Genomic DNA, 22,684 nt, shown 5'->3' with positions numbered 1-22,684 from the left:
TGTTTTTAGTATGTCAAAAGAGTTTCTTCTGCAAAAAGGTTATATTTCGTTATCGGAATTAGAAAGTATTGAGTTTTATGTAGAGGCAATCAGCGTTGAGCAGATCAAAGCCTATTTAGATTCTTCGAAAAAAAATATTGTTGCTTGTGTACCCTGTACTGAACCTGGAGTCTTTTTAGCATCAGAAATAGCTCAAGCTTTTAATTTACCTGGAAACTCTGTTAATACCTCACAAATATGTCGCGATAAATGGCTGATGCGTAGTGCTTTGCATGATGCTAAATTGCAAAATACACAATTTATGCGATGTCACGATATATCCGATGTTTTAACATTCACAGAACAATATCAATTTCCTATCGTGTTAAAAACACCAAGTGGCGCGGGTACAAATCATGTCTATTTATGTCACGATCAGCATATTGCTGAAAAACGTTTAGATACAATTTTAAATACACCTAATTTATTTGGAAAAAAAGCTGATTATGCCTTACTTGAATCTTATATAGGTGGCATGGAATATATCGTAAATATGTTTATCGATGCTGAAAAAACACATCTGATAGATGTTTGGAAATATAAAAAAATAAATACAGAATATGCTGATTTTATTTATTGCGACATCATATTAGAAGATAGGTCACATTTACCTTTTGATGTGATTACATACGTAGAAAATGCTATCAAAGCAGTGGGGATTGAAAGGGGAGTTGTTCACGCTGAAGTTAAAATAAATAGTGCAGGTGAGGCGGTTTTAGTCGAATTAGGCAGTAGAATTCCGGGGGGATCTATCCCTAGCTTAGTTTCGTCTGCAAGTAATTTTAATTATTACACCGAAAACTTGAATGTATTTTTGAAGGATAATTATTTACTATCACAGGAAATTAAATTTTACAGTCATTGTCATGTTGTTTTTATACCTTTATTTGTGAAGGGGAAAGTCATTGCCATTGATGGAATAAACGAAATTAAATTGCTGTCTTCTTATGTTAATCACGAGCTGTATTTACAGATAGGTAATGTGGTTGAACCAACTAAAGATCTTCAAAACTCACCTATCATGGTTTTACTTCAAAATGAATCTAAAACAGATCTATTACGCGATGTTGATTTAACCAGAGCACATTTTAAAGTACAACTTGAATCAAAAATACAAGTTAAATCAATAGTAACTTCCTAAAAGGACTTATTTTATGGAAATTTTTTTAAGCGATCTCGCTAATTTATTTGGGCAGCAGATAATAGTTGAGCAGGCAGATGTTACTGCGTATAACAAAAATGTTTCGGGTTATGACGGTAAAATTGAAGTTGTGTTATTACCAGATAAAAAAGAACAAATTCAAGAAATAGTTAAGTTAGCAAATAAATATGGTATTGCACTATATCCAATTAGTGGTGGTAAAAACTGGGGGCTTGGTTCTCGATTACCGGTAAAAAGTGACTGTATCATTGTCGATTTATCTAAATTACGCACGATCAGTGAAGTGAATGAAGAGTTTGGTTACGCTATTATTGAGCCTGGTGTAACTCAAATACAGTTAGCCGATTATTTAAAAGAAAAACAATCTAATTATTTTCTGGATGTAACAGGTTCAGGAAAAGAAACAAGTGTGTTAGGTAACTGTTTAGAAAGAGGCACTGGTTACAATGCTTTAAAAGCTGATTTACTTTTAAACATAGAAGCTGTATTGGGAACTGGAGAAGTATTAAAAACAGGATTTTGGCACTATGAAAATTCAAAGGTGACACATATTTTTAAACATGGAATAGGACCAGATCTCACTGGCACTTTAGTTCAATCGAATTTCTCTATTGTTACTTCTATTGCCATTCAACTTTTACCCGTGCCCAAAGTGCAAACTTCATTTTCAGTTAGAGTGACTGATGATAATTTACTAGAATTTATTGAGAAGTTAAGTGAACTCAGGCAGCTTAAAGTTGTAAATAGCATAGTTCATATTGTAAATAACCAACGCTCTAAAATATCATTAACACCAATAGTCTATGATCTGATGAAGGCTGATAACCCTAATTTGGACTCCGTTGTACTGCGCGATAAAGCAAACACAGTGGTGGGGGCTAATTTAAAAAAAGGTTGGGGTGCAGTTGGTAATTTAATGGGGACGCCTCAGCAAGTCAAATATGCAAAAAAAATGATCAAATCGTTTTTAGGTCCATTAGGTAAGGTCGATTTTATTGATGAGAAAAAGCTTAACAGGTTAGAAGTGGTTTTACGTAAATTACGTCTTAAAAAAACATGGTATTTCATTATGGCCTATAAAAGGGTTTATGGCATGATGAAGGGCGCACCTCAAAATGAGAGTTTACGAAGTATTTACTGGCCTAATGCTGAGGAAGATGAAAACTGGGAAAACCCTGATCTAGGTAAAACAGGTCTCGTTTTCTTTGCCCCTGTGATCCCGTGCAGCGCTGTTGATGTAAAAAAAGCATTAGACATAGTAAACAATATAGCTAATAGATACCAATATAATGTGGCGCTCACTCTAAATACATTATCAGATAAAGTACTGGAAGTCGTTATTGGCGTTGATTTTAATTTAGATCTAGAGAAAGAAAAGAAAAAGGCGCATGAGTTTTCTGAGGAATTGATCAAACAATACAAAGCCGAAGGTTTTTATCCATATCGGTTAGGTATTAAAGATATGCCGGTCATGCTTGATCAAAATGATCCCTACTGGCTAGTTATTAAAGAAATGAAAAAGGTTTTTGATCCAAACAATGTAATATCACCGGGTCGATATAATCTGATTTAGTCTATCGCTGGTGGTTTTATTAATCTTAAGTATAAATAGTACCACCAGCTATTGTTATTTTTACAATAAATAGATTCTAAGTCTTGTGATTTCTGATCCACAATACAAGTTCATCAATTGGCATAGGTTTAGCGTAAAAGTAACCTTGTATTAAAAATACATCTCGTTTTTGTAGGTAAGATACCTGGGCTTCTTCTTCAACGCCTTCTGCTATCATGTCTAAATTTGAAGACTTTGCAAAAGAAATAATAGACTCTAATACAGAACTTTTTAAGTCATCTTTATCGATAGTATCAACAAACATTTTGTCAATTTTTATAGTGCTAATTCCAAGCTCTTGTATGTAAGAGAATCCACCATAAGCTGTACCTGCATCATCAAGTTTTAGCTCTATTCCTTTGTTATAAAAAACGTTTAAACTTTCGCGTGCTTCTTCAAGGTTTTCAATTTTTAATCTTTCAGTAATTTCTAATGACAATGCACTGGGCGGTACTTTATTATCTTCTAATAGCTTTTCGATTAATTCGTAAAGGCGACTATTTTCCAAATGTTCAGGCACTATATTAACACTAATAAATTGGTCTGTTTTATCCCAACCTAACACTTTGATATCTTGAATTGACTTTTCAATGAGTTGCTCAGAAATTTCAACAATTAAACCACTATCTTCAGCAAAAGGAATGAATTGGTAAGGGGGCACAACTAAACCATCTTTATGTACCCAACGCGCTAGCATTTCTACCCCCACAATATGACCCGTTTTACTATGAACAATAGGCTGATAAAAAGGAGTAAACTCCTTATATTTAAGTGCGTCTTTGATAATATGTTCAAGAGATTGTCTGATAGTCAGCAGCTTGTAAGATAGTAATGTAATAATACTGGCAAACAATAATGAAAATATGATAGTACTAAACCAGCTTAGCTCTTTGTAATAATTATAAAATTTTTCAGTGCCTCGTAACTTCAATTCGATCTTTATACTTTCTTCAAGTCTAGATAAGTTATATTCAATAAAACTTTCTTGTGCCATTGAGCGACCACTAAATTTTAATTTGGGCTCACTTCCAATAATAAACTCATATTCAAGGCAATTAGTACAAGCAAACTCAGTTAAATAATTGACCATGAATGGATTAATACTTGCAAAATACTTGCTGTCGGCGTGCGACTTAACTAATAATAGATCTATGTGTTTATCGCCGTGAGAAACAGTCGCTAAAGAATAATTATTACTGAGTTGATGTTTGCTGGGGTTTAAAACACGCTCATGGTAATTACGTATATCAATATGCACATCTTGGCTGGCACAAGCTTGTTTATTGTCATGAAATACTCCAACTAGACGTACATTAGGGTGCTCAAACTCGAGCATTGCGAGTTTTTCAATATTTTTGTTATCACACTGAAAATTTTCAGGTTCAGGTAGTGAGTCTAACATTTTATGAGCTTCAACCACTGAATCATGAAATTGAAATAACAGTTGTTCAGCATCACTTTTGAGTGCTTTTTTTGCGTAAAAGTGATTGAAAAAGTTTACAGTGGCCAGCCCTGCTACAAAGGTAATTAAAAAGATACTTGACGTAATTTTGATAATTTTCACTGTACAGTAATCTCTTTTTCATGATGAATAAGGAAAACTCAGTATGTAGAAAGATTTAAAGAGGTGCAAGGTAATAAATTACTTTAGTATGTTGTTTCATTTACAAAAAAGTTTGATTATGTTTTTAGATAACGATTAAGGGAATACATTAAACTTTATAAATGAACATGCTTAAAATTATTAGTTGGATGTGTAAGAAGGGATTTTTATGGTTTATTTTATGTGTGCTGTGTCAATTATCACTTTAACTATAGTGATTTGTTTTAATATTAGAAAAAAACGGATCTTTTTCATTAAGTCGTATAAATTTCCTCCAGGAATTAAAGAGAAAATAAAAGTTAAATACCCCCATTTAACTGATGCTGAATTAAGCACAGTGCTTGATGGTTTAAAGTCATTTTTTATTATATCACTCAAAGCGAAGGGGAGAATGGTCGCTATGCCATCTCAGGTGATAGATTTTGCATGGCATGAATTTATTTTATTTACGCGTACTTATCAGCAGTTTTGTAAAAAAGGGTTAGGTAAATTTTTACACCATACACCCTCTGAGGTAATGCAAAGTCAAACTCAAGCGCAAGAAGGTATTAAAAGAGCGTGGCGCCTTGCTTGTGATCAGGAGCAAATAAATGTTAAAAAGCCTAAAAAGTTACCTTTACTTTTTGCGATAGATGGTGATTTTAAAATCGAAGGTGGATACATCTACAGCAAAAACTGTAAAGATAAAAATACTCCTAATTTTGGTCGTGATTATTGCGCTAGCCACATAGGGTGTTCCTCAGGTTGTAGTGGTTCATCAGGTGGAGTCTCAGATTCAGATAGTTCCTGCAGTTCAAGTAGTTGTGGTAGTGGCTGCGGCGGCGGGGACTAATGTTAACAATGAAAACTCAGAATAAATAGCTGCTTTAATTTAAATAACCACTACAGCTATTTTATCTAGGTTTATTGTACTAATTCAGCACGCAGTACGGAGTTTTAGTTTTCTACTTTCAAGTAGTTTAGGTAATACTTGAATACCAAAAACAGACAGAACAACAATCGCGATCCCAATAATGGCGGTAAAATCAAGTGAGGTGCTGGTTATTTTGTCTGGCCACCAACCTAAATAGGCGACAAAAGCAGTGCTTGAGAAGCTTAAAATAGGCGTTAACGCAATCATAGGTCCTACTTGAGATGTAGGCCAATACTTCATCGATTGTGCAAAACATCCGTAAGCAATTAACGTATTGACCGCACAAAACAAAACAATCCACCATTCATTTATATTCATTTTCAAAAAGTAATTTAAATCACTAAATGGCATCATGGCAAAAAGGCCAAAACCATAAATAAACAATAAAATGTTATTTGGAGATAAGTTCTTAACCAGTGATTTTTGAATGAGTGCATAACATGTCCATGATAATGCTGAAAACTGCACTATCAAAATGCCTAACCAAATTTTATTATTTTCAGTATTTGAAAAATCTAAATAAGGATTAAAAAATAGCATCATGCCCAGAGCTAATGTGGCAAAACACATCATTTGTACTGGTTTTAGTTTTTCTTTAAAAAGGATTAACCCACCAAATGCTAAAAAGAAAGGCGCAGTTTGAAAGTTGAGTTGTGCTTGGCCCGGAGAGAGGTATTCTAAACAGTATACAAAGGATACATAGTTAAATATCGAAAATATCGCTGCAATTGCAAGTTTAAGCCAATGTGCTTTTGTAAGCTGCTTAAATTGCTGTAGTTTTCCCGTAAAAAACTGAATAAAAAAGCTTACAATTAATGCAATTAAAAACCTGAACCAAGTTAAAGTGACGGGATCAATAAAACTGGCCGATAATTTAAGCGCTATGGGTAATATGCCCCAAAAAATCACTGCCGTTGAAATAAAAAATAAACCTAACCTAAAATTTAATATCACTTAACGTCCAAAATACAACTTCTTCATTTAGGGCTATTGTGCGCTTTTTATATTATTCGATCCAATGCATAATACCGTTAACTATTATTTAAAATACGCATAGAGGTTCAATGTCATTATCTCAGGTTGATTTTAAGTTATTACAGAGCTTATTAAGCTTACTAAAGTACAAAAATGTCAGCTTAGCGGCTGATCATATGAATATGACGCAACCAGCAATGAGTCGCTCACTTGCAAAATTACGCGATATTTTTAACGATCCACTATTTGTTAGAACATCGCAAGGTATGGAACCAACCCATAAAGCTTTGACTTTAACGCAACCATTAGAGAGCGCACTTAATCAATTAACTTTACTATTAACAAATGAAAGTTTTTCGCCAGCTTTGTGTCAACGAAATTTTAGATTACATATGAGTAGCTATATTACGCAGGCTCACCTTCCTGATATTGCCGAAGCGTTTTATAAAGCTGCGCCCAATGCACAATTAGAAATAGTCAATTTAAAAGAAAAATCATTACTGAATGAAAGTGCCCAAAATGTTGATATTGCGATATGTAGTCAGGCAATGCGTATACCAGAATATTTTCACCAGTTACTTGTAGGTCATGAGTCAATGGAATGTTTTATGTCACAGTCCCATCCTCTGAATAATAAAGACCTGACTTTAGATAATTACTTAAGTTTTTCACATATTTTAGTATCACTTGGCGGCGGGCCAAATATTCCAATAGAAAATAAATTATCAAAATTAGGGCGAGTACGAAAAGTAGGCATGCGAGTTCCACATTATCTTGGTGCATTAGAAGTGATCAGTAAAACACAGATGTTATTTACTTCGAGTACATTTGTACCCAAACGTTTTAGAAAGCAATTTAAAATTATTTCAAAGCCTTTGCCATTTTCTCAAGAACCTTTGAATTATGCTTTGGTTTGGCCGCCAACAGTACATAAAGATCCTGCACAGTTATGGTTACGCACTTTGTGTGCTGATATCATTAAAAATAATCTAACAGGATATTAAATAAAATAACCAATTAAAAGGCTTAAAATGGAAATGGTATTAGCACAGGAGAAACATTTAAAGTCTTATGAAGTGTTTTTATCTGAATGTTTTACGAAAGGTATCGAAAAATATGGCGTTGCGCTTGATGATCCGAAAGCATATTTAGCTAAGGTTATTAATCAATCAAAAGGCAAAGAGTTACCTGAAGGTTTCCCACGAACATCTACCTATTTTTGCATATACAATGATGAAATAATCGGTGCTATTCGATATCGACATGGTACAAATGCGTATATTGAAAATGTAATTGGCCATATAGGTTATGAAACTAAACCAGAAGCCAGAGGGAGGGGGGTTGCCAAGTTTATGTTGTCATGGTTACAGCAAAATATATTAATAGGTAATGCCATTATTACCTGTGAAGCTAATAATCCTGCTTCAAGAAAAGTAATTGAAAATTGTGGCGCTAAGTATATTAATCAAATATTTTCTCGCGAAAAAAATGGTGATGTTATTAGATTCCAATTGACATAAATATTATGATTTGGATCCTGATAATAAGCATACAAGACTAAACTTATTATAAAACTCATAGGAAGAAAAAATGCAGATTATACAATGTAACGAGCAGTATTTAGCTCAGTTAGTTATTCTTTTTGAAGAATATAGATTATTTTGTAATTTTAAAGCAAATCCAAAAGCCACTGAAAAATTTTTACGCAGTTTAATAATCGGTGAAGATTCAGTCATATTTATTGCTGTTGACTCAGATTCTGATGAATTAATGGGTTTTGTAAACTTATACCCTAGCTATTCATCTTTGGCATTAAAGCGTTTATGGATATTAAATGATTTAGGTGTATCTCAAAATTTTAGAGGGAAAAATGTATCTAAAGCACTCATAAGTAGAGTACTTAGTTTTGCAAAAGAAACACATGCCGTACGAATTGAATTAAAAACTGAAAAAACAAATGAACGCGCATTACAGTTGTATAAAACAATGGGCTTTGAAATTGATATTGATAATGTTTATTATCGCGTTCCAAGTTAAGATAAAATGTAGAAATTAGCAGCCAAATGACTGCTATTTTTTTACAATGCTAAAATCGATTCTAATTTTAGATTTTTTAAATGCTTATAAACCATATCAGCCTGTGATAATTCATTACTGCAACCTATTCCGATTGCTTTCATATTAGCCGATTTAATAGCGCTAACACCGGCTTTTGCATCTTCAATCCCAATACAGTTTTTAGGGTCGCAGCCTAAACCTTCAGCAGCTTTTAGAAAAATTTCGGGATCAGGTTTTGAGTTTTTAATGTTATGGGCATCAGCAATATAATCAAACACATCAGAAATGCCTAAATTTTTAATGACTAAGCGAGCATTCTTGCTAGCAGAAGCGAGTCCTATTTTTATGCCTTGTGCTTTTATATCAGTGAGTAAAGCTGTGCTACCATTAAATAAATCTTTACTTGAAATCGTTTTAATGAGCTCTAAATAATGACTATTTTTTTCTTCACATAATTTATGTTTATCTTCAAGGTTCATTTTTATATCAGACAGATTGAGAATGTATTGCAGGGAGTTCATTCTATCAATCCCTTTGAGTTCCTCATTATTTTTAATTGTAAATTCAATATTCAATTTTTTAGCGAGTGTTTGCCAGGCTACAAAGTGTAAGTGTGCGGTATCTGTTAAAACACCATCTAAATCAAAAATAATACCGCGTTGATTGTGTGTATTTATCATTATTTAAGCTCCAGTAGTCTGATTTAGGGCAATATGTTTAATGCCTTCTTTGAGTATGATTTTTTGGTTGAAGTGCGTAAGGGATAATTCACTTCCATTTTTTAAAAGGTATTTTGTATCGTTTTTACAAATTTCAATTTCTATTGTTTTACCTTGAAATTGCATTAAAAAACTAAAGCTAGGCCATTCTTTTGGTAAAGAAGGTGATAAAAACAAACCTGTTTTGCGTACTCGCATGCCAGCAAAACCATTTACAATTGCAATCCAACTACCAGCCATGCAGGCTGTATGTACGCCATGTTCAGTATTATTATGTGAGTTATCTAAGTCCATTTTTACTGTTTGCGAAAAGAAATCAAAAGCTCGTTCACTATCACCTGTTTCAGCATATTCAACTGCATGTATACACGTAGATAGGGTAGAGTCATGTGTCGTTATAGGTTCGTAATAAGCGAGATTATTTTTCTTAAGCTCAATATCAAATTCTTCATCTAATAAATACATTGCCAATACGACATCTGCCTGTTTAAGCACTTTATGGCGATATATCACTAGAGGATGAAAGTTGAGTAATAAAGGGTATTTTTCTTTTGGCGTATTTTTAAAGTCCCATGATTTTTTAGCTAAAAAACCATCATCTTGTGGCGATATGTTTAAAGTCTCGTCATGGGGTAAATACATTTCATCTGCAGCAGTAAACCAGAGAGTTATTTCATTTTCATCCAATTTTATATTTTCACATAAATGCTTATATATTTTTGGTGCTTTATTTTGCATTAACTGTGCTATTTCAACAGCAAATAACAAATGCATTTTTGCCATTGCATTGGTATAAAAATTATTATTAACAACTGCAGTGTATTCATCAGGGCCTGTTACTGCATCGATACAAAATTGATTATTTTTATAAGAGGAAAAATGGCCAAGTTCAAGCCATAAGCGAGCAGTTTCAAATACCATTTCACCACCAAATTGACATATAAAGTCAAAATCATCAGTTGCACGATAATAACAACGTACCGCATATGCCACAGCTGCATTAATATGGTATTGAGCCGTACCTGCTGGGAAAAAAGCAGAGCATTCTTCTCCCCCTATCGTACGCCATGGATATAAGGCTCCCGTATCATGAGACATTTCTTTTGCACGGTCTCTTGCTTTATTTAAAGAGTGATATCTATGGAGTAATAGTGATTTTGCATATTCTGGCTGGGTATAAGTTAAATAAGGTATGATATATATTTCGCTATCCCAAAAATAATGCCCCTCATATCCCGGGCCTGTTATGCCTTTTGCCGAAATATTACGTTTCCCGTCTTTACCGACAGATAAAAATAAACTGAGTTGATTAAAACGAATTGCTTGTTGTAGGCTGATATCACCTTCAATTTTTACATCAGCTTGTTGCCAAAAGCTAACTATCTTCTGTGTATGTAATTGACTTAATTCTTTAAATCCAATTTCAGATGCTTTTTTAAGATATTCAAGTACTGTGTTTTGTAGGTTTTGAGCATTATCTAAAGAATCAGCATAAGCGAGGTATTTACTAAGGGTGTATTTTTTGCCTTGTTCTACATTTATTTTTAGCCGTGTTTTACTGTTATTTTCATCTGAGGCTTGAGGTTCAACTGTAAAATTAACACAGCTTTGATGTAACATAGCTGATGCGACAGACTGCGGTGTATTTTTTATTTTATGAACTAAACACGTCGAAAGTTCATCATTATAATGTGAATATAACTCAAGACTTGAGGCTAAGCTGAGCTCTGCAACTCTGGGATCATCGCTCTCAATACTATTATGCTCTTCGGTTGATAAAACGGACTGTATATTAATGTGACCGTCAAAGTTCAAAGGGGTGAATTCATACTCTGTACATAACAAGTTTGAGTGTGTTAAAGAAGCAAACCGATTACTTTTAACCGACAGTAGTTTATTGTTTTGTGTTTTTAAAATAATAACTCTTGTTAAAATACCCGTAGACATATCCAGGTAGCGTTCATTATCTACATGATCCAATTGCGCTTTAAACTCAAATTCATCAATAAAAATTTTAATGTCTTTACCATCTGGTACTTTTAATATTTGGTGATTCTCTTTTGCAAACCCATATGCTGATTCACCATATTCAATTGCATGTTTACTATAAACACCATTTAAATATGTGCCACTACAGCTATTGGTATTTGCAGGTGTACCTTCATCAAAAGTTCCTCTGCTACCTAAATATCCATTTGCAACTGCAAATATTGTTTCTTTGAATTCGTGTGTTTTAGAATTAAAACCAGGATCTATTATTTTCCACTCGTCTAATGGCCAATCGACTTTATGTGCATGTAATTGAGACAAAGCAGCCCCCAAATATAGGATTAAATATAAATTTAAGCTCATAATACATTTTTTGCAATCGATTGCAAAATAATTTAAAAGGGTTATGCTAGGATTATAAAATCTCATAGATGTTATGAAATAAAACAATAAATAAACAGGTGATAAATGATAAATTGGCAAATAAAATTATGTTTATTAATGACCTACTTTGTTTTTGCTATTATTTTAAATAGTGTAGGCACGGTGATATTGCAGGTTGTTAATCATTATGATGTTACAAAAGAGGGAGCAAGTATATTAGAGGGATTTAAAGACTTACCTATCGCGATTGTATCTTTTTTAATTGCAGCCAGATTACCGCAATTTGGTTTTAAAAATGCGATGGTAACAGGTTTATTATTAATTGTATTAGCAAGTATTATGATGCCAATTTTACCTAGTTTTTGGATGACTAAAATATTCTTTTTAATATCGGGAATATCATTTGCTTTAGTGAAAATTTCTATCTACTCGATTGTTGGTCAAATATCTGATTCAAGTAAAAAGCATGCCTCTTTTATGAATACCTTAGAAGGGTTATTTATGGTTGGAGTGTTATCTGGTTATTGGCTATTTGCTTGGTTTATTAATCCAAGTGACCCTAATGCTTGGCTAAATGTATATTGGGTGATTTGTATTTTATCTATTATTACGTGTTTATTAATTGTTAAAACGCCTTTTAATGAAATGAAGAATATTGATAAAAGTAACGCTGAACAATCGAGTTATACATCTGATTTAATTGCTATGTTGAATTTAACAAAAATGCCTATGGTATTTGTTTTTATCGCTTCTGCATTTTTATATGTATTAGTAGAGCAGGGGATAGGTACTTGGTTGCCAACTTTTAATAATGAAGTTTTAAAATTACCTATTGATATGAGTGTTGCTATGACGAGTATTTTTGCTGCATCCCTGGCAATCGGACGTTTAAGTGCTGGGGTGATCCTTGCACGTATAAATTGGTATTTTTTAGTTAATATTTGTTTAGTTGCTATTGGGGTATTAATAATACTGGTTTTGCCATTAACAAAAAACATTCAACTAGTTGATAACTTAAATTGGTTTAATGCACCTTTTGCAGCTTACATCTTCCCCCTGATTGGTCTATTTATGGCACCTATCTATCCCGCTATTAACTCAGCAATGCTAAGCGCTTTACCTGTCCAGAAACATGCTGCTATGACAGGTTTAATTGTAATATTTTCAGCATTAGGTGGTACTACAGGCTCTATTATTACAGGGTTTACTTTTGCACACTTTGATGGTCAAACGGCATTTTACTTTTCGTTACTACCGCTTAGCTTGATTATGCTTACCTTATTTATTTTTAATAAAATAAATACATTTAACCAGCAAGAAAAAATCATGTGCTAGCACATTCATTTTTTATTAAAGCAAAAATTATATTGTGGAATTAGGCAATATAATTTTTGTCTTTCAATATATATTATTCTTAATATGATTTTCAATCTACGAAACTAGCTAAAATAGAGGTTATATTTTACACTCAATACAATAAGTTTTTACTTTTAAAAGTATAATTTTAAATAGCAAAATGTATTGGTAAATATATGTGTATTAAGCGTAAAGCTATAAAAGTTAGCTGGTATTTAGTATATGTTCTATTTTCATTTGCTGTTTGTGCTTCTGACAGTGAAGATGATTTATTTATGATGGATTTAGAAGAGCTTATCAATGTTCAAATAACTTCTGCGTCTTTGACATCAAATTCTCAACGCTTCTCACCGAGTACAATTTCATATATTTCTTCAAAAGCGCTCAAAAAGCGAGGTGTGAGAACCTTATCGCAGGCATTAAGTTTTCTTCCCGGTACCGATATTCAAAAACGCAGAAATGGGCGTGATATGGTTTGGTTTAGGGGGATCCCCAGCGGCAGAAATACAAAAATAATGTTACTAGTCGATGGTGTTCCTTATAGAGAACCGGTGTTTGGTGGTTGGTCTCCAGATGAAGAAGTTCCCCTCAATAATATTCATCATATTGAAGTGATCCGTGGCCCAGGATCAGCGTTATACGGTGGAAATGCTTATTCAGGACTGATTTCTATTTTTACAAATGATAAAGCGCCAGATAAAACAGAAATAAAACTGACAGCGGGGTTATTTGATACTCATAGCTTGCGGCTAAATACTGGCTATGAGTTAGATAAGGGAAGTTTAATTTTTTCAGGTGAAATGTTTAAAACTCAAGGCCATAAAATGAGTCGAGACCGCAAAGGAAATGAAACAGATCATAAGAATAATGTTTTCTCTTATAATAGCCATTTTAAAATAAATTGGCAGAACTTCAAAGCAAGTATCAATACCAACCACTACAATACTGAATATCCGCTTTATTCAATCAAGCAAACAAAACCCCAAGACTATAAAATATTCAGCGCAAATTTAGAGCACAAGGTGCAATTGGACAAAATAGATTGGTTAAATAAAATTTATACTTATCAAGTTGATAGACAAATGAATAGACGTAGATGGGATGATAAAGGGGAATTGTTTTTTCAAGCGACTTCATTTTTAAATACGCGTTTATTTGGTGCAACAAGTCGAATGAATTATAAGGGACATAATCAAAATATATTAGTTGGTCTGAGTGCTGAGTCTTCTATAGTCGCAGAATATGCTGAAATCATAAATTTAAATAATTATCAAAAAACACATGTTCTTCAGTCTGTTTTAGATAAAAATGGTGATAATAGCCCTGAGACAAAAAACTTTGCCATATTTGTTCAAGATGAACTGTTTTTGTTAAATAATAATTTAAGACCTACCTTTAGTTTAAGATATGATAAATATGAAGCGTTTGATGCGGAATTATCTCCTAGAGTGGGTCTTGTTTATGCGATTGGAAACCGCTGGACTGCTAAAGCTTTGTGGGGAAAAGCATTTAGACCACCATCAAACTTACAGCAATACGAAGTGAGATCTGATGGCAACTCTCCGGGAAGCTCTGACATTGAACCTGAAAAAATAATTTCAAAAGAGTTAGATATTAGCTATCGCATTAATCAAAGTCATAATATGAATATCAGATATTTTCATAATACGCTTTCAAATTTTATTCAGTCTATCAATGCAGAACCTTATGCTAATTCTGAATTTTCTAAATCGTCATCAGGCTTTGAGCTTGAGTATATTGCTAATCTTGATATGCAAATTTTCGATTCTGAACATATGCAACTGCGTATAAATTCAACATATTTAAACTCTAATGAACCGTCGGTTTCACCTGTTAATAATAGCATTCAAGGTATAATTGACTTCAACTTTTCAAGTTTCACATTTTCCATTAATCATAATGGTCGTAGAAATACATCAAAAACGTATCATACACGAGTGGGTGATAATGAATATAAGGCCATTAATAACAAGAATTCATATGTTACTTTTGACCTGAATGTATGGATTAAAAAACCTTTAGATTTGCCTATTGATATTGAACTCAGTGCGTTAAATATTTTTAATACACAATATTACAATCCAACCTATGCGCCAGATAGTTACTATGACGTAACAAGGGCGCCTCGTTTTTTCAGTATCGGCATACAGTATTCTTTTTAATGGGTTATTTCTTTCAAAAAATTGACCTAGAAAGCTTATTTGTGAGTAACTCAAGCGCTGCAATTCCTGCAAGAGAATTACCTGACTCATTTAATTCCGGTGACCAAACACAAATGCTCATTTCTCCAGGGATCACCGCAATGATGCCTCCACCGACACCTGATTTGCCAGGCATACCAACACGGTAGGCAAAATCACCCGCTTCATCATATAAACCACAAGTTGCTAATAAAGCATTAATTTGTTTACTCATTTTTGGACTTATAAGCGTTTCTTTATGCCCAACCGGTGTGCCTCTGTTTGCTAAAAAGCTAAAAGTTTTAGCAAGGTCAATGCAGTTCATTTTGATTGAACATGCTTGAAAATAATCTTTTAAAACGGTTTCAACCTGGTTCTTAAAGTTGTCATAGTCTTTCATTAAATAGGCAATTGCACTATTGCGGGCCGAATGTTTAAATTCTGAACGGGCAACACCTTTATCAAACTGAATTTTTGGATTGTGCGATAAGTGACGGATTAATTCCATTAAAGAAAATCTGGGCGTGATCAATTTATCTGCTAATAAATCGCTGATCACTAATGCGCCTGCATTTATAAAAGGGTTACGTGGAATACCATGCTCAAGTTCGAGCTGCACTAATGAATTAAAGGCTTGGCCTGAAGGCTCTTTGCCTACACGGGACCATACTTCTTGTTCTTCATAAACAGATAAAGCTAAAGTGAGACTCAGTGCCTTAGAAATACTTTGAATTGAAAATGCTGTACTTGCATCACCAGCATGATAAATACGACCATCAAGTGTATAAACTGCGATGCCTAATTGATTATTATTAACTTGTGCCAAAGCAGGAATATAGTCTGCGACTTTACCTTTACCAATCAATGGCTTTACTTCACTAATAATTTCTTGAAGCATTTCATTACTTAAATCTTTCAAATATTTGTATTTCCTTGTCTGTATTCGCCAGGTGTGATGCCTGTTAATTTTTGAAACCATCGGTAAAAAGAGCGAGATTCACAAAAACCTAACTCAATGCTGAGCTGTGTTAATGGTAAATCGCTGTTTGCTAGTACGAGTTGTGCTTTTTTTAATCTTACAGTATCTAATAATGTTTGAAATTGAGTGTGCTCAGATTTTAATTTTCTTTGCATTGTTTTGGTACTGACTTTCAATAAATCGGCAATATTTTGTTGGTGATAGCTTCCGCTTTGTAAATTGCTTTCAATCAAATCTGACACTTTACTTGAAAAGTCATCAGTATGACCAAGTTTATTTATGAGTTGTTCTGCATGCTCTTCTAAAGTAGATAATATTTGTTTATTACCTTTGTTTAGGGGTAAATTAAATAATTCTTGTTCAAATACAATAGCGTCTTGTATTTGATTAAATAAAACAGGGCATTTAAAAAGTGCTTGATATTGTGCTTCTTGCTCCAAAGTAGGCATAGAACGCTTTAATAATACTTGTTTAGGTAGGCTATTTTCTTTGAATTTAGGGTCAACTAAAAATTGTGCGAAGGTAAACCACGAAGCTAAACAATTATCTATCATGTGTTGTTTAACAATTTCATTTGGGAAAATACAATTCCAACTTATATAAAGTTCTGAGTTTTTTTTGGTTAGCTCTGTTGTGCCCATATCGCCAACTAGTTTTTCAAAAGGTTGGATTTTTGTGATAGCTTCTCCCAAAGTTTCACAATTCATGGTGATAAAACCAAGTACACTATAAGAGCCCGGCTGAACAAATTTAGCCGTATGTAGACCAAATAAAGGGTCATTGCTTTGTCCAACAAGTTCAAAAATTAATGCTTGGAATAACTCACCACTTATCTGTTTGCTATTGTCAGCAAGTAGATCGTGATTCATATTGAGCTTTTTTAAAATATCACTTACATTGATATTTTGCTCTTCAGCTAATTGAAGATATTGATTGACAGCAGGAATAGAGGCATAACCTAAAGGTTTTAGAGTTTTACTGTGAGTCATTACGAGTGCGCTAACCTTGTACTTTTTTATTCTTTTATGGTGTCTTTTTAGGACTCATTTAATTAACCCATTATTACTATCGCGGCCAAAAAATCAATAAAAAATTAATGCAAATTCTTTTAGTTTAGAGAGACAATTTAGATGTGAGGAATTTTTCAAGGGCAAGTATTTGACTGAGTCAAAGTTGGTTATTGTAACTGAAAATAAGTTGCATACACTAAGCGTAAACTTACTAAAATTGAAATTCATTAATATTCATAGCTTTGTTATGAATATTTGCTTGTTTGGTTTATCGTTCATATTTGTTCAATAAAACTAGAAAACAATTATATGTGCTAGTTTTATTTTAGGTAAATACACTTTGTCAGAACAATAATAATGATTAAATATTTTTAATCATTAAATTCAGGTTCATCATTTTCAAAATTAAGAGAGAAATTACCATTTCTGTGTATAGAGAATAGGGCGCGGTGCCATTTTTCATCTGATTGTTCAGTAGCTAGGTTAAATAACTGCTCAAACTTTTCTTTAATTTCAGCCGTTATGGTTATTTCTACAGTTTGATTATCTGAATTATTCTGTTTCTCAGGTATAAATGAAGCACTACATTGTATTTCTGTGTCGTGAGTATCATTCTTTTTAGGGTAATCTAATATCATTAAGGCACTTAACCAAGGCTGATTAATATTTTGATATAGGTACTGACCAAGTGATTTTGAAAGTTGTTTTTGCATGCTAATATTTCCTTATTTTTATGTCTGATAGAACATATTGATTTGTCGTTGATGTGAATTTTACTATGCATATTAAAATGTTAATAATGAATTATGTCATTTCACCGAAGAATAAACACTCGAGGGTTGGATTAACCGCTTCCCCTGCATTTTTAATGATTAAATTACCTTTATCTTTTATAGCTGCACCAAACAGGGGAATAAAACCAATTTTTGGAGTATGTTGTAAGATGAAAGTTCTTGGCTTAATACATTAGGAAACCTCAGTACAAAAACTTAAATGCACTGAGGTTGTGATATTTATTCTTAAAAAGAAAGAAATGACGTGTTGATATTTTACTTTCAATAAAATTAAAGTTGTTTTAAAGCGTCTAATAAACCACCTTCAAGTAACATTAAATCAGTAATAAAAAAATCTTGAAAGTCATCATCATCGTAAATTCTACTAGGGCGGCTAAAGTTGGTTAAACGAAAACCTTTTTGATTTTTCGCACCGACATTCATTTCACGATATAGAGCAAGTTTTTCACCATTTACTTCTTCTTTATATGAATATGTCCCTGAGGGTAAACCGCCTTGAGCAGCACTCTTCCAAAACTTATCTTCAATAGTGTTAATTAGCCATTGATTAGCTATATAAGGGAGTTCTATTTGATCTACAGAAAATCCAGGTATGTCCTCACCGAAAGTTGGGGGGCAAATATTTTGTAAAATTAGTAATTTTTCCCCAATAATAACTTTAAATGTTTCATCTTCTTCATTTTCATTTAGAGAGGGTCGGTCATAGAGAATCTGGTAGTTTTTATCTAATTGAAAAGGATTTAATAACTGCATTTTATTTGACCTTATTTTTTTAAAATGGGTTCCGCTGGGATTAATGTGATAGCTTCGCCTAATTCATTAATGATTAGTGGAACGCGCTCAAAGGTAAAGGTTTCAGCAACACCTGAATCAGTATTAATGTTTTCGCCCTATTGCGAAGTTTTTTTGTCAAAGTTTTTGTGTATATTCGATAAATTTAAACAAACTCTATAACGCTTTTTAATTAAGGTCTGATAAAATATCATAAATAAGGGTGCAAGGGCTTAATATAAAAGAAAAATATAAAAGATATCCCGTCATGTAAGAACCATTAATATTGCTCGAAAATACAGCGGGCAGAGACAACGCGAATAATATAGAAAAATTCTAGCAAGCCCGCGCTGCCGCGATTTTATAATGGAAAAGAAAGAATAATACCGGTAAAGATTATCAAGTTATTTATCATCGCATCTAAAACGGAAAATAACATTTTGCTCTGTTTCTATTATAAGTTTACAACGTACCATTTTTGTATTTAGTGGCTAAATCTTTCCATAAATCTAATAATCCACCTTGGTATAAGTAGCTGTCTGAAAAAGTAACTCCTTGATCTCCCGCAATTAAGCCGGGTTAATGTAGGGGCGCGAGCTGAGACATCTGTTCTTTTAGTTTTTATTTTGCAATTGCCTTTGCGTCTTTTAAATAAATGTCACTTTTTTCTAAGATTTTCATTATTGATTTTTTTATCTGTTGTTCGGCATTTTTCTTTAAGCTTTGTTCGGCAGTATCTGAGAGTATCCAAGTGGCATTGCTATTTAAAATACTGAGCAGGGCATCACGTATACCAACTATTTTTTCTTTGATTAATGCAGTCGCTTGTTTGGTGATATCTGCCCAGTCAATATTCTTGAGGTATTTAACTGGATCGCCTTTGCCAAGTTTGCGTAATACGGCAAGAGCGGCGGATAAACTTTCGTGGGCATTTTTAACTATAACCTTACCAACACCTTTTACGGCCGAACCAAAAAGAGGTATAAATCCAATTCCTGTTAATGTAAGCGCAATCCAGCCATCACTGTCGTTGGCTTGTTCGTCATCAGTAAGCATCATGGTATTGGCACAGACATCTCGACAATCCATTACTTGGTCGCTTACTTTGAAACAAAGGAGGTATCATCGAAATAATAGTGCCAACAACTATTTGGCTGGTGGAAGGGTCTTTATTGAAATCTCCCTGTAAAGTTCCCCATAACCAGTCACCGCGGTGGGGGTTCATTAATTTTACAAGGGGTCTGGTTGCTGCGGCTTATTAGTTAACACAAAAAAGAAAATACCCCAGTGCATTTTGAAAGATGCACTGGGATACTCACTTTAAGTAATCACCTCATGTAATCACTTCAAATTTTCATCAAATTGTTAAAGAGCGGCTATAAGCAGGCTTAAGTTAATTACGCATTCGAATTAACTGGGGTTAGACCTTCTTTAAGTGCTTGAGGTAAAGCTTCTTTAAAGTTAGGTACCAACTTTACGGTATCACCTGATACATCAACTAACTCATTACGTAAATGAAACATACAATGGTTGAACTTTTCGTCAAACTGCGGGATAAGTTTACTTAACCCTGATGTTGCCGCTAAAACTGCTATTTTTGCAGGAGTTATTACTTTGCTTTGATAACTTTCATTATGACTAATACTCGCAGGTGATAGTGTTCTCATTTTCTCTAAAACAGGTTGAATGTGGGGTTCAAGTATTTTTGTTGCTTTTGATGTTGCCGCATCACCTGCGGCGGCTTTGAGTTTTCCAAACATAGTTCTTTCTTGGGTTATAACTATAAATTTACTCGATATATAAATGCTTTATTTAGTTTTTAATTACATTAAGAGTGAATGTGAACAAATAAGCTTGAAGTCCATTTAAATTGTTAAAAAGTAAAGTATTAAACACGTATTCGGTTTAATACCATTTCTTAATAAGTCATCTACTGTCCTTGGGAAGAAAGTCATTTTTTGTAGGTATCATCTAGTTAATTGGTTGCCGGTTTGCAGTCTAACTTCAATTAAGAAATGTCTTTAATTTTCTCACTTGTTTTTAAGTAGTTTAATAATTCGTCTTCGTCTATTGTTCCTGTGATTTCTTCATCTAGTATTTCATCATTATCCCAATAACCACTAATGGTATAATCAATATTATTACCTGTTATTTGTGCTTTATTTAAAGCGCTATCAAACGCATCAGCAAATTTTTTGTCAATATGCTGCCACCATTGTCCAAAACCACCAATGTTATCAACATCTTTTGACAAACCACGGAGGTTGCCTGCCGAGCTGGATATGCCAGTTAAACTACCATTTTTTGCTCGCTCTAAGCACTCTTTTGCATTCTTAGCACCACGCTGTAAGTTAGGTAGCCCTCTATTTTCCCAATCTTCAAAATTATCAGGGTCTAGCGTCGGGTTTTGTTGATAAAGGTGTTTAAATTCACTCATACCCACAATAAGCGCATCTACCATTTCATTAAAGTATTGAACATATTCACTCATATATTCAATTGATGTAAACTTTCGGGCAAGTAGTATTTTTTTTGCTTTATTATTCATTAAATCGCATCCGGCCAGTTGGTTAATTGGGGTTGTATTTGTGCGTCTTTTAGTAGTCCATATTCAGCAAAAATTTGCGTATTCCCACCCTCCAAGTAAAAATTATCAGTATTAAATTCTTCATAGCGCTGCCCAGCAACACCACCTGTCCAGACTTTTAAATCTTCTTCTAAGGTGTGCTCAATATAATGACCATTATCATTCCATGAGTCTTTTACGGCATAATCTTTTCGCCATTGAGTTTTTGTGGAGGGTAAATCAAATGCCCAATAGCTTCCTGAGTTTTTTTTAGTCGCTTCAGAGGTGCCTTCGTCAATTATACGGTAAATTTTTGTGCCTTTAGGCAATGTAGCGGCTTCTAGGTTTGTAAAGTTTGCAAAATCTGCTCTGCTGGCAATATCAGGCCAGCCTTCATCAATTCGTTTTTGTGCGTCAGCTGGTAGCTTTTTTATCCCTTTGAATTTAGCAGGCATAATACCTTCAATACTGCCCATTGGTTTACCGTCGGGCATTAGAGTGTAGCTGTCAGGCCACATGCCTTCTTGCTGACCATCTTTATGTATACGTTTGAAAATAATGGGAGAGCTATCAAATGCGGATAAACCTTTTTTAATTTCATAAGGTAAAGGAATTGTACTTGCATCTAACTCGGCGGTTTTGGCTTTTAAAGGGGAGCTAGTGTTCCCCGTTGCTAATCGCCCTTTACTTTGCCCAGCTAACGCTTCATCCACATAACCTCTAATACGTCCCATACCTTGGTTTATGCCATCACCAAGGCGCTTTTCAAAGGCAGACATTTTTCCTAAACCATCTTCAATCGATTTAAGGGCATTGTTATCAAGTAGTTTTCGCATAAACCAAGAATTTAATATAGTTTGTAAGCTATCTTTCATGGTATTAAGTAATTGCTTCGATGCATTTGTTGCATCTGAGGTTAGTTTTGCCCAGTCAAGATTTTTTAAGAATTTTTCAGGATCACCCTTACCCAGTTTGCGTAAAATAGCAAAAGCAGCATCTAGGCTTGCTCCCGCATTTTTAATGATGACCTTAAATGTGCCTTTTAGGGCAGAGCCTAAAATTGGCACTAAACCTATAGCCGTTAAAGTTAAGGCTAACCAACCATCACTGTCATTTTTATCATCCTCGTCTGTAAGAATTGCCATATTGGCACAGACATCTCTGCAATCCATTACTTGGTCAATAACTGGTATCATCGAAATAATAGTGCCTACCACTATTTGGGTGGTGGAAGGGTCTTTATTGAAATCTCCCTGTAAAGTTCCCCATAACCAATCACCAGCACCTTCGGCAATATCACCTGCTTGGTTTAGCAAATCGGTATCACCAGATTCCACCATTTTAACTGCTTGCTCTGGCGAAATTTTACCAAACAGTGGATTAGCTGTGGTATTTTCGACAGGTTCAAATTCACGACTGTCTTCACCATATTGTATAGTGTATTGCCCAGCGGGCATATTTTCAATCGTGGCTTTGCCGCTGGCATCTAGTGTGCCTTCAATGACTGAACCGTCATCTAGGGTCAGGGTATAGGGCGCATTTTGAACAGGGCT

The 22,684-nt window shown here is 33.9% G+C and carries 19 protein-coding genes and 1 pseudogene; 8 read left to right on the top strand and 12 right to left on the bottom strand.

Going from position 1 to position 22,684, the window contains the following annotated elements:
• Window positions 1-10: 10 nt before the first annotated feature.
• Window positions 11-1,180, top strand: coding sequence for an ATP-grasp domain-containing protein (locus BM088_RS12530; protein ID WP_091984311.1), 1,170 nt, complete (start codon window positions 11-13; stop codon window positions 1,178-1,180).
• Window positions 1,181-1,193: 13 nt separating this feature from the next.
• Window positions 1,194-2,774: an FAD-binding oxidoreductase gene (locus BM088_RS12525; RefSeq protein WP_091984308.1), complete on the top strand. Its 1,581-nt coding sequence runs from the start codon at window positions 1,194-1,196 to the stop codon at window positions 2,772-2,774.
• Between the two features lie 76 nt (window positions 2,775-2,850).
• Here the strand turns inward: BM088_RS12525 and BM088_RS12520 are convergent, their stop codons facing one another.
• A complete protein-coding gene (locus BM088_RS12520) occupies window positions 2,851-4,377 on the bottom strand; it encodes an EAL domain-containing protein (RefSeq protein ID WP_091984306.1) in 1,527 nt (508 codons plus the stop codon).
• Window positions 4,378-4,585: 208 nt separating this feature from the next.
• Between BM088_RS12520 and BM088_RS12515 the strand changes: the two genes are divergently transcribed.
• A complete protein-coding gene (locus BM088_RS12515) occupies window positions 4,586-5,248 on the top strand; it encodes a glycine-rich domain-containing protein (RefSeq protein ID WP_177208036.1) in 663 nt (220 codons plus the stop codon).
• An 84-nt stretch (window positions 5,249-5,332) separates the two neighbouring features.
• On the opposite strand, the gene BM088_RS12510 is transcribed toward BM088_RS12515, so the two are convergent.
• Window positions 5,333-6,283 (bottom strand): DMT family transporter, encoded by a 951-nt coding sequence (locus BM088_RS12510; protein WP_091984303.1) that lies wholly within the window; start codon window positions 6,281-6,283, stop codon window positions 5,333-5,335.
• Between the two features lie 110 nt (window positions 6,284-6,393).
• Between BM088_RS12510 and BM088_RS12505 the strand changes: the two genes are divergently transcribed.
• From BM088_RS12505 to BM088_RS12495, 3 genes are all read left to right on the top strand, one after another.
• On the top strand, window positions 6,394-7,308 hold the full coding sequence (locus BM088_RS12505) for a LysR family transcriptional regulator (RefSeq protein WP_091984301.1): 915 nt from the start codon (window positions 6,394-6,396) through the stop codon (window positions 7,306-7,308).
• 27 nt (window positions 7,309-7,335) lie between these two features.
• On the top strand, window positions 7,336-7,824 hold the full coding sequence (locus BM088_RS12500; RefSeq protein WP_091984298.1) for a GNAT family N-acetyltransferase: 489 nt from the start codon (window positions 7,336-7,338) through the stop codon (window positions 7,822-7,824).
• A 70-nt stretch (window positions 7,825-7,894) separates the two neighbouring features.
• Entirely contained in the window at window positions 7,895-8,341 is a 447-nt protein-coding gene (locus tag BM088_RS12495) for a GNAT family N-acetyltransferase (protein ID WP_091984296.1), read from the top strand.
• A 41-nt stretch (window positions 8,342-8,382) separates the two neighbouring features.
• Here the strand turns inward: BM088_RS12495 and pgmB are convergent, their stop codons facing one another.
• Together pgmB and BM088_RS12485 are read right to left on the bottom strand one after the other, a co-directional pair.
• Complete coding sequence (gene pgmB / locus BM088_RS12490) at window positions 8,383-9,042, bottom strand: beta-phosphoglucomutase (RefSeq protein WP_091984293.1); 660 nt, start codon at window positions 9,040-9,042, stop codon at window positions 8,383-8,385.
• A 3-nt stretch (window positions 9,043-9,045) separates the two neighbouring features.
• Complete coding sequence (locus tag BM088_RS12485) at window positions 9,046-11,391, bottom strand: glycoside hydrolase family 65 protein (protein ID WP_177208035.1); 2,346 nt, start codon at window positions 11,389-11,391, stop codon at window positions 9,046-9,048.
• 147 nt (window positions 11,392-11,538) lie between these two features.
• On the opposite strand from BM088_RS12485, the gene BM088_RS12480 reads away from it, so the two are divergent.
• Both BM088_RS12480 and BM088_RS12475 read left to right on the top strand, forming a co-directional pair.
• On the top strand, window positions 11,539-12,789 hold the full coding sequence (locus BM088_RS12480) for an MFS transporter (RefSeq protein WP_091984288.1): 1,251 nt from the start codon (window positions 11,539-11,541) through the stop codon (window positions 12,787-12,789).
• A gap of 197 nt (window positions 12,790-12,986) precedes the next feature.
• Window positions 12,987-14,993, top strand: coding sequence for a TonB-dependent receptor plug domain-containing protein (locus tag BM088_RS12475; RefSeq protein ID WP_091984285.1), 2,007 nt, complete (start codon window positions 12,987-12,989; stop codon window positions 14,991-14,993).
• A gap of 13 nt (window positions 14,994-15,006) precedes the next feature.
• On the opposite strand, the gene glsB is transcribed toward BM088_RS12475, so the two are convergent.
• The 8 genes and pseudogenes from glsB to BM088_RS27245 form a co-directional block, all read right to left on the bottom strand.
• Entirely contained in the window at window positions 15,007-15,909 is a 903-nt protein-coding gene (gene glsB / locus BM088_RS12470; protein WP_425439308.1) for a glutaminase B, read from the bottom strand.
• Between the two features lie 17 nt (window positions 15,910-15,926).
• Window positions 15,927-16,979, bottom strand: a complete 1,053-nt coding sequence (locus BM088_RS12465) for an AraC family transcriptional regulator (protein WP_091984279.1) — start codon at window positions 16,977-16,979, stop codon at window positions 15,927-15,929.
• Window positions 16,980-17,371: 392 nt separating this feature from the next.
• Window positions 17,372-17,713: a hypothetical protein gene (locus BM088_RS12460; RefSeq protein ID WP_091984276.1), complete on the bottom strand. Its 342-nt coding sequence runs from the start codon at window positions 17,711-17,713 to the stop codon at window positions 17,372-17,374.
• 351 nt (window positions 17,714-18,064) lie between these two features.
• A complete protein-coding gene (locus tag BM088_RS12455; RefSeq protein ID WP_091984273.1) occupies window positions 18,065-18,547 on the bottom strand; it encodes a hypothetical protein in 483 nt (160 codons plus the stop codon).
• A 639-nt stretch (window positions 18,548-19,186) separates the two neighbouring features.
• On the bottom strand, window positions 19,187-19,654 hold the full coding sequence (locus BM088_RS12450) for a hypothetical protein (protein ID WP_091984270.1): 468 nt from the start codon (window positions 19,652-19,654) through the stop codon (window positions 19,187-19,189).
• A 308-nt stretch (window positions 19,655-19,962) separates the two neighbouring features.
• Window positions 19,963-20,325, bottom strand: coding sequence for a hypothetical protein (locus BM088_RS12445; protein ID WP_091984267.1), 363 nt, complete (start codon window positions 20,323-20,325; stop codon window positions 19,963-19,965).
• Window positions 20,326-20,573: 248 nt separating this feature from the next.
• Window positions 20,574-21,113, bottom strand: a complete 540-nt coding sequence (locus BM088_RS12440; RefSeq protein WP_091984264.1) for a hypothetical protein — start codon at window positions 21,111-21,113, stop codon at window positions 20,574-20,576.
• Window positions 21,113-22,684, bottom strand: a pseudogene (locus tag BM088_RS27245) (hypothetical protein); the annotation flags it as partial. The gene BM088_RS12440 and the pseudogene BM088_RS27245, both read right to left, overlap by 1 nt.

This window comes from Pseudoalteromonas denitrificans DSM 6059 (assembly GCF_900112265.1).
In the GTDB taxonomy this organism is placed as follows: Bacteria; Pseudomonadota; Gammaproteobacteria; order Enterobacterales; family Alteromonadaceae; genus Pseudoalteromonas; species Pseudoalteromonas denitrificans.
Note: the sequence above shows the minus strand (reverse complement) of the source record. Positions and strands in the feature narration are given on the sequence as shown.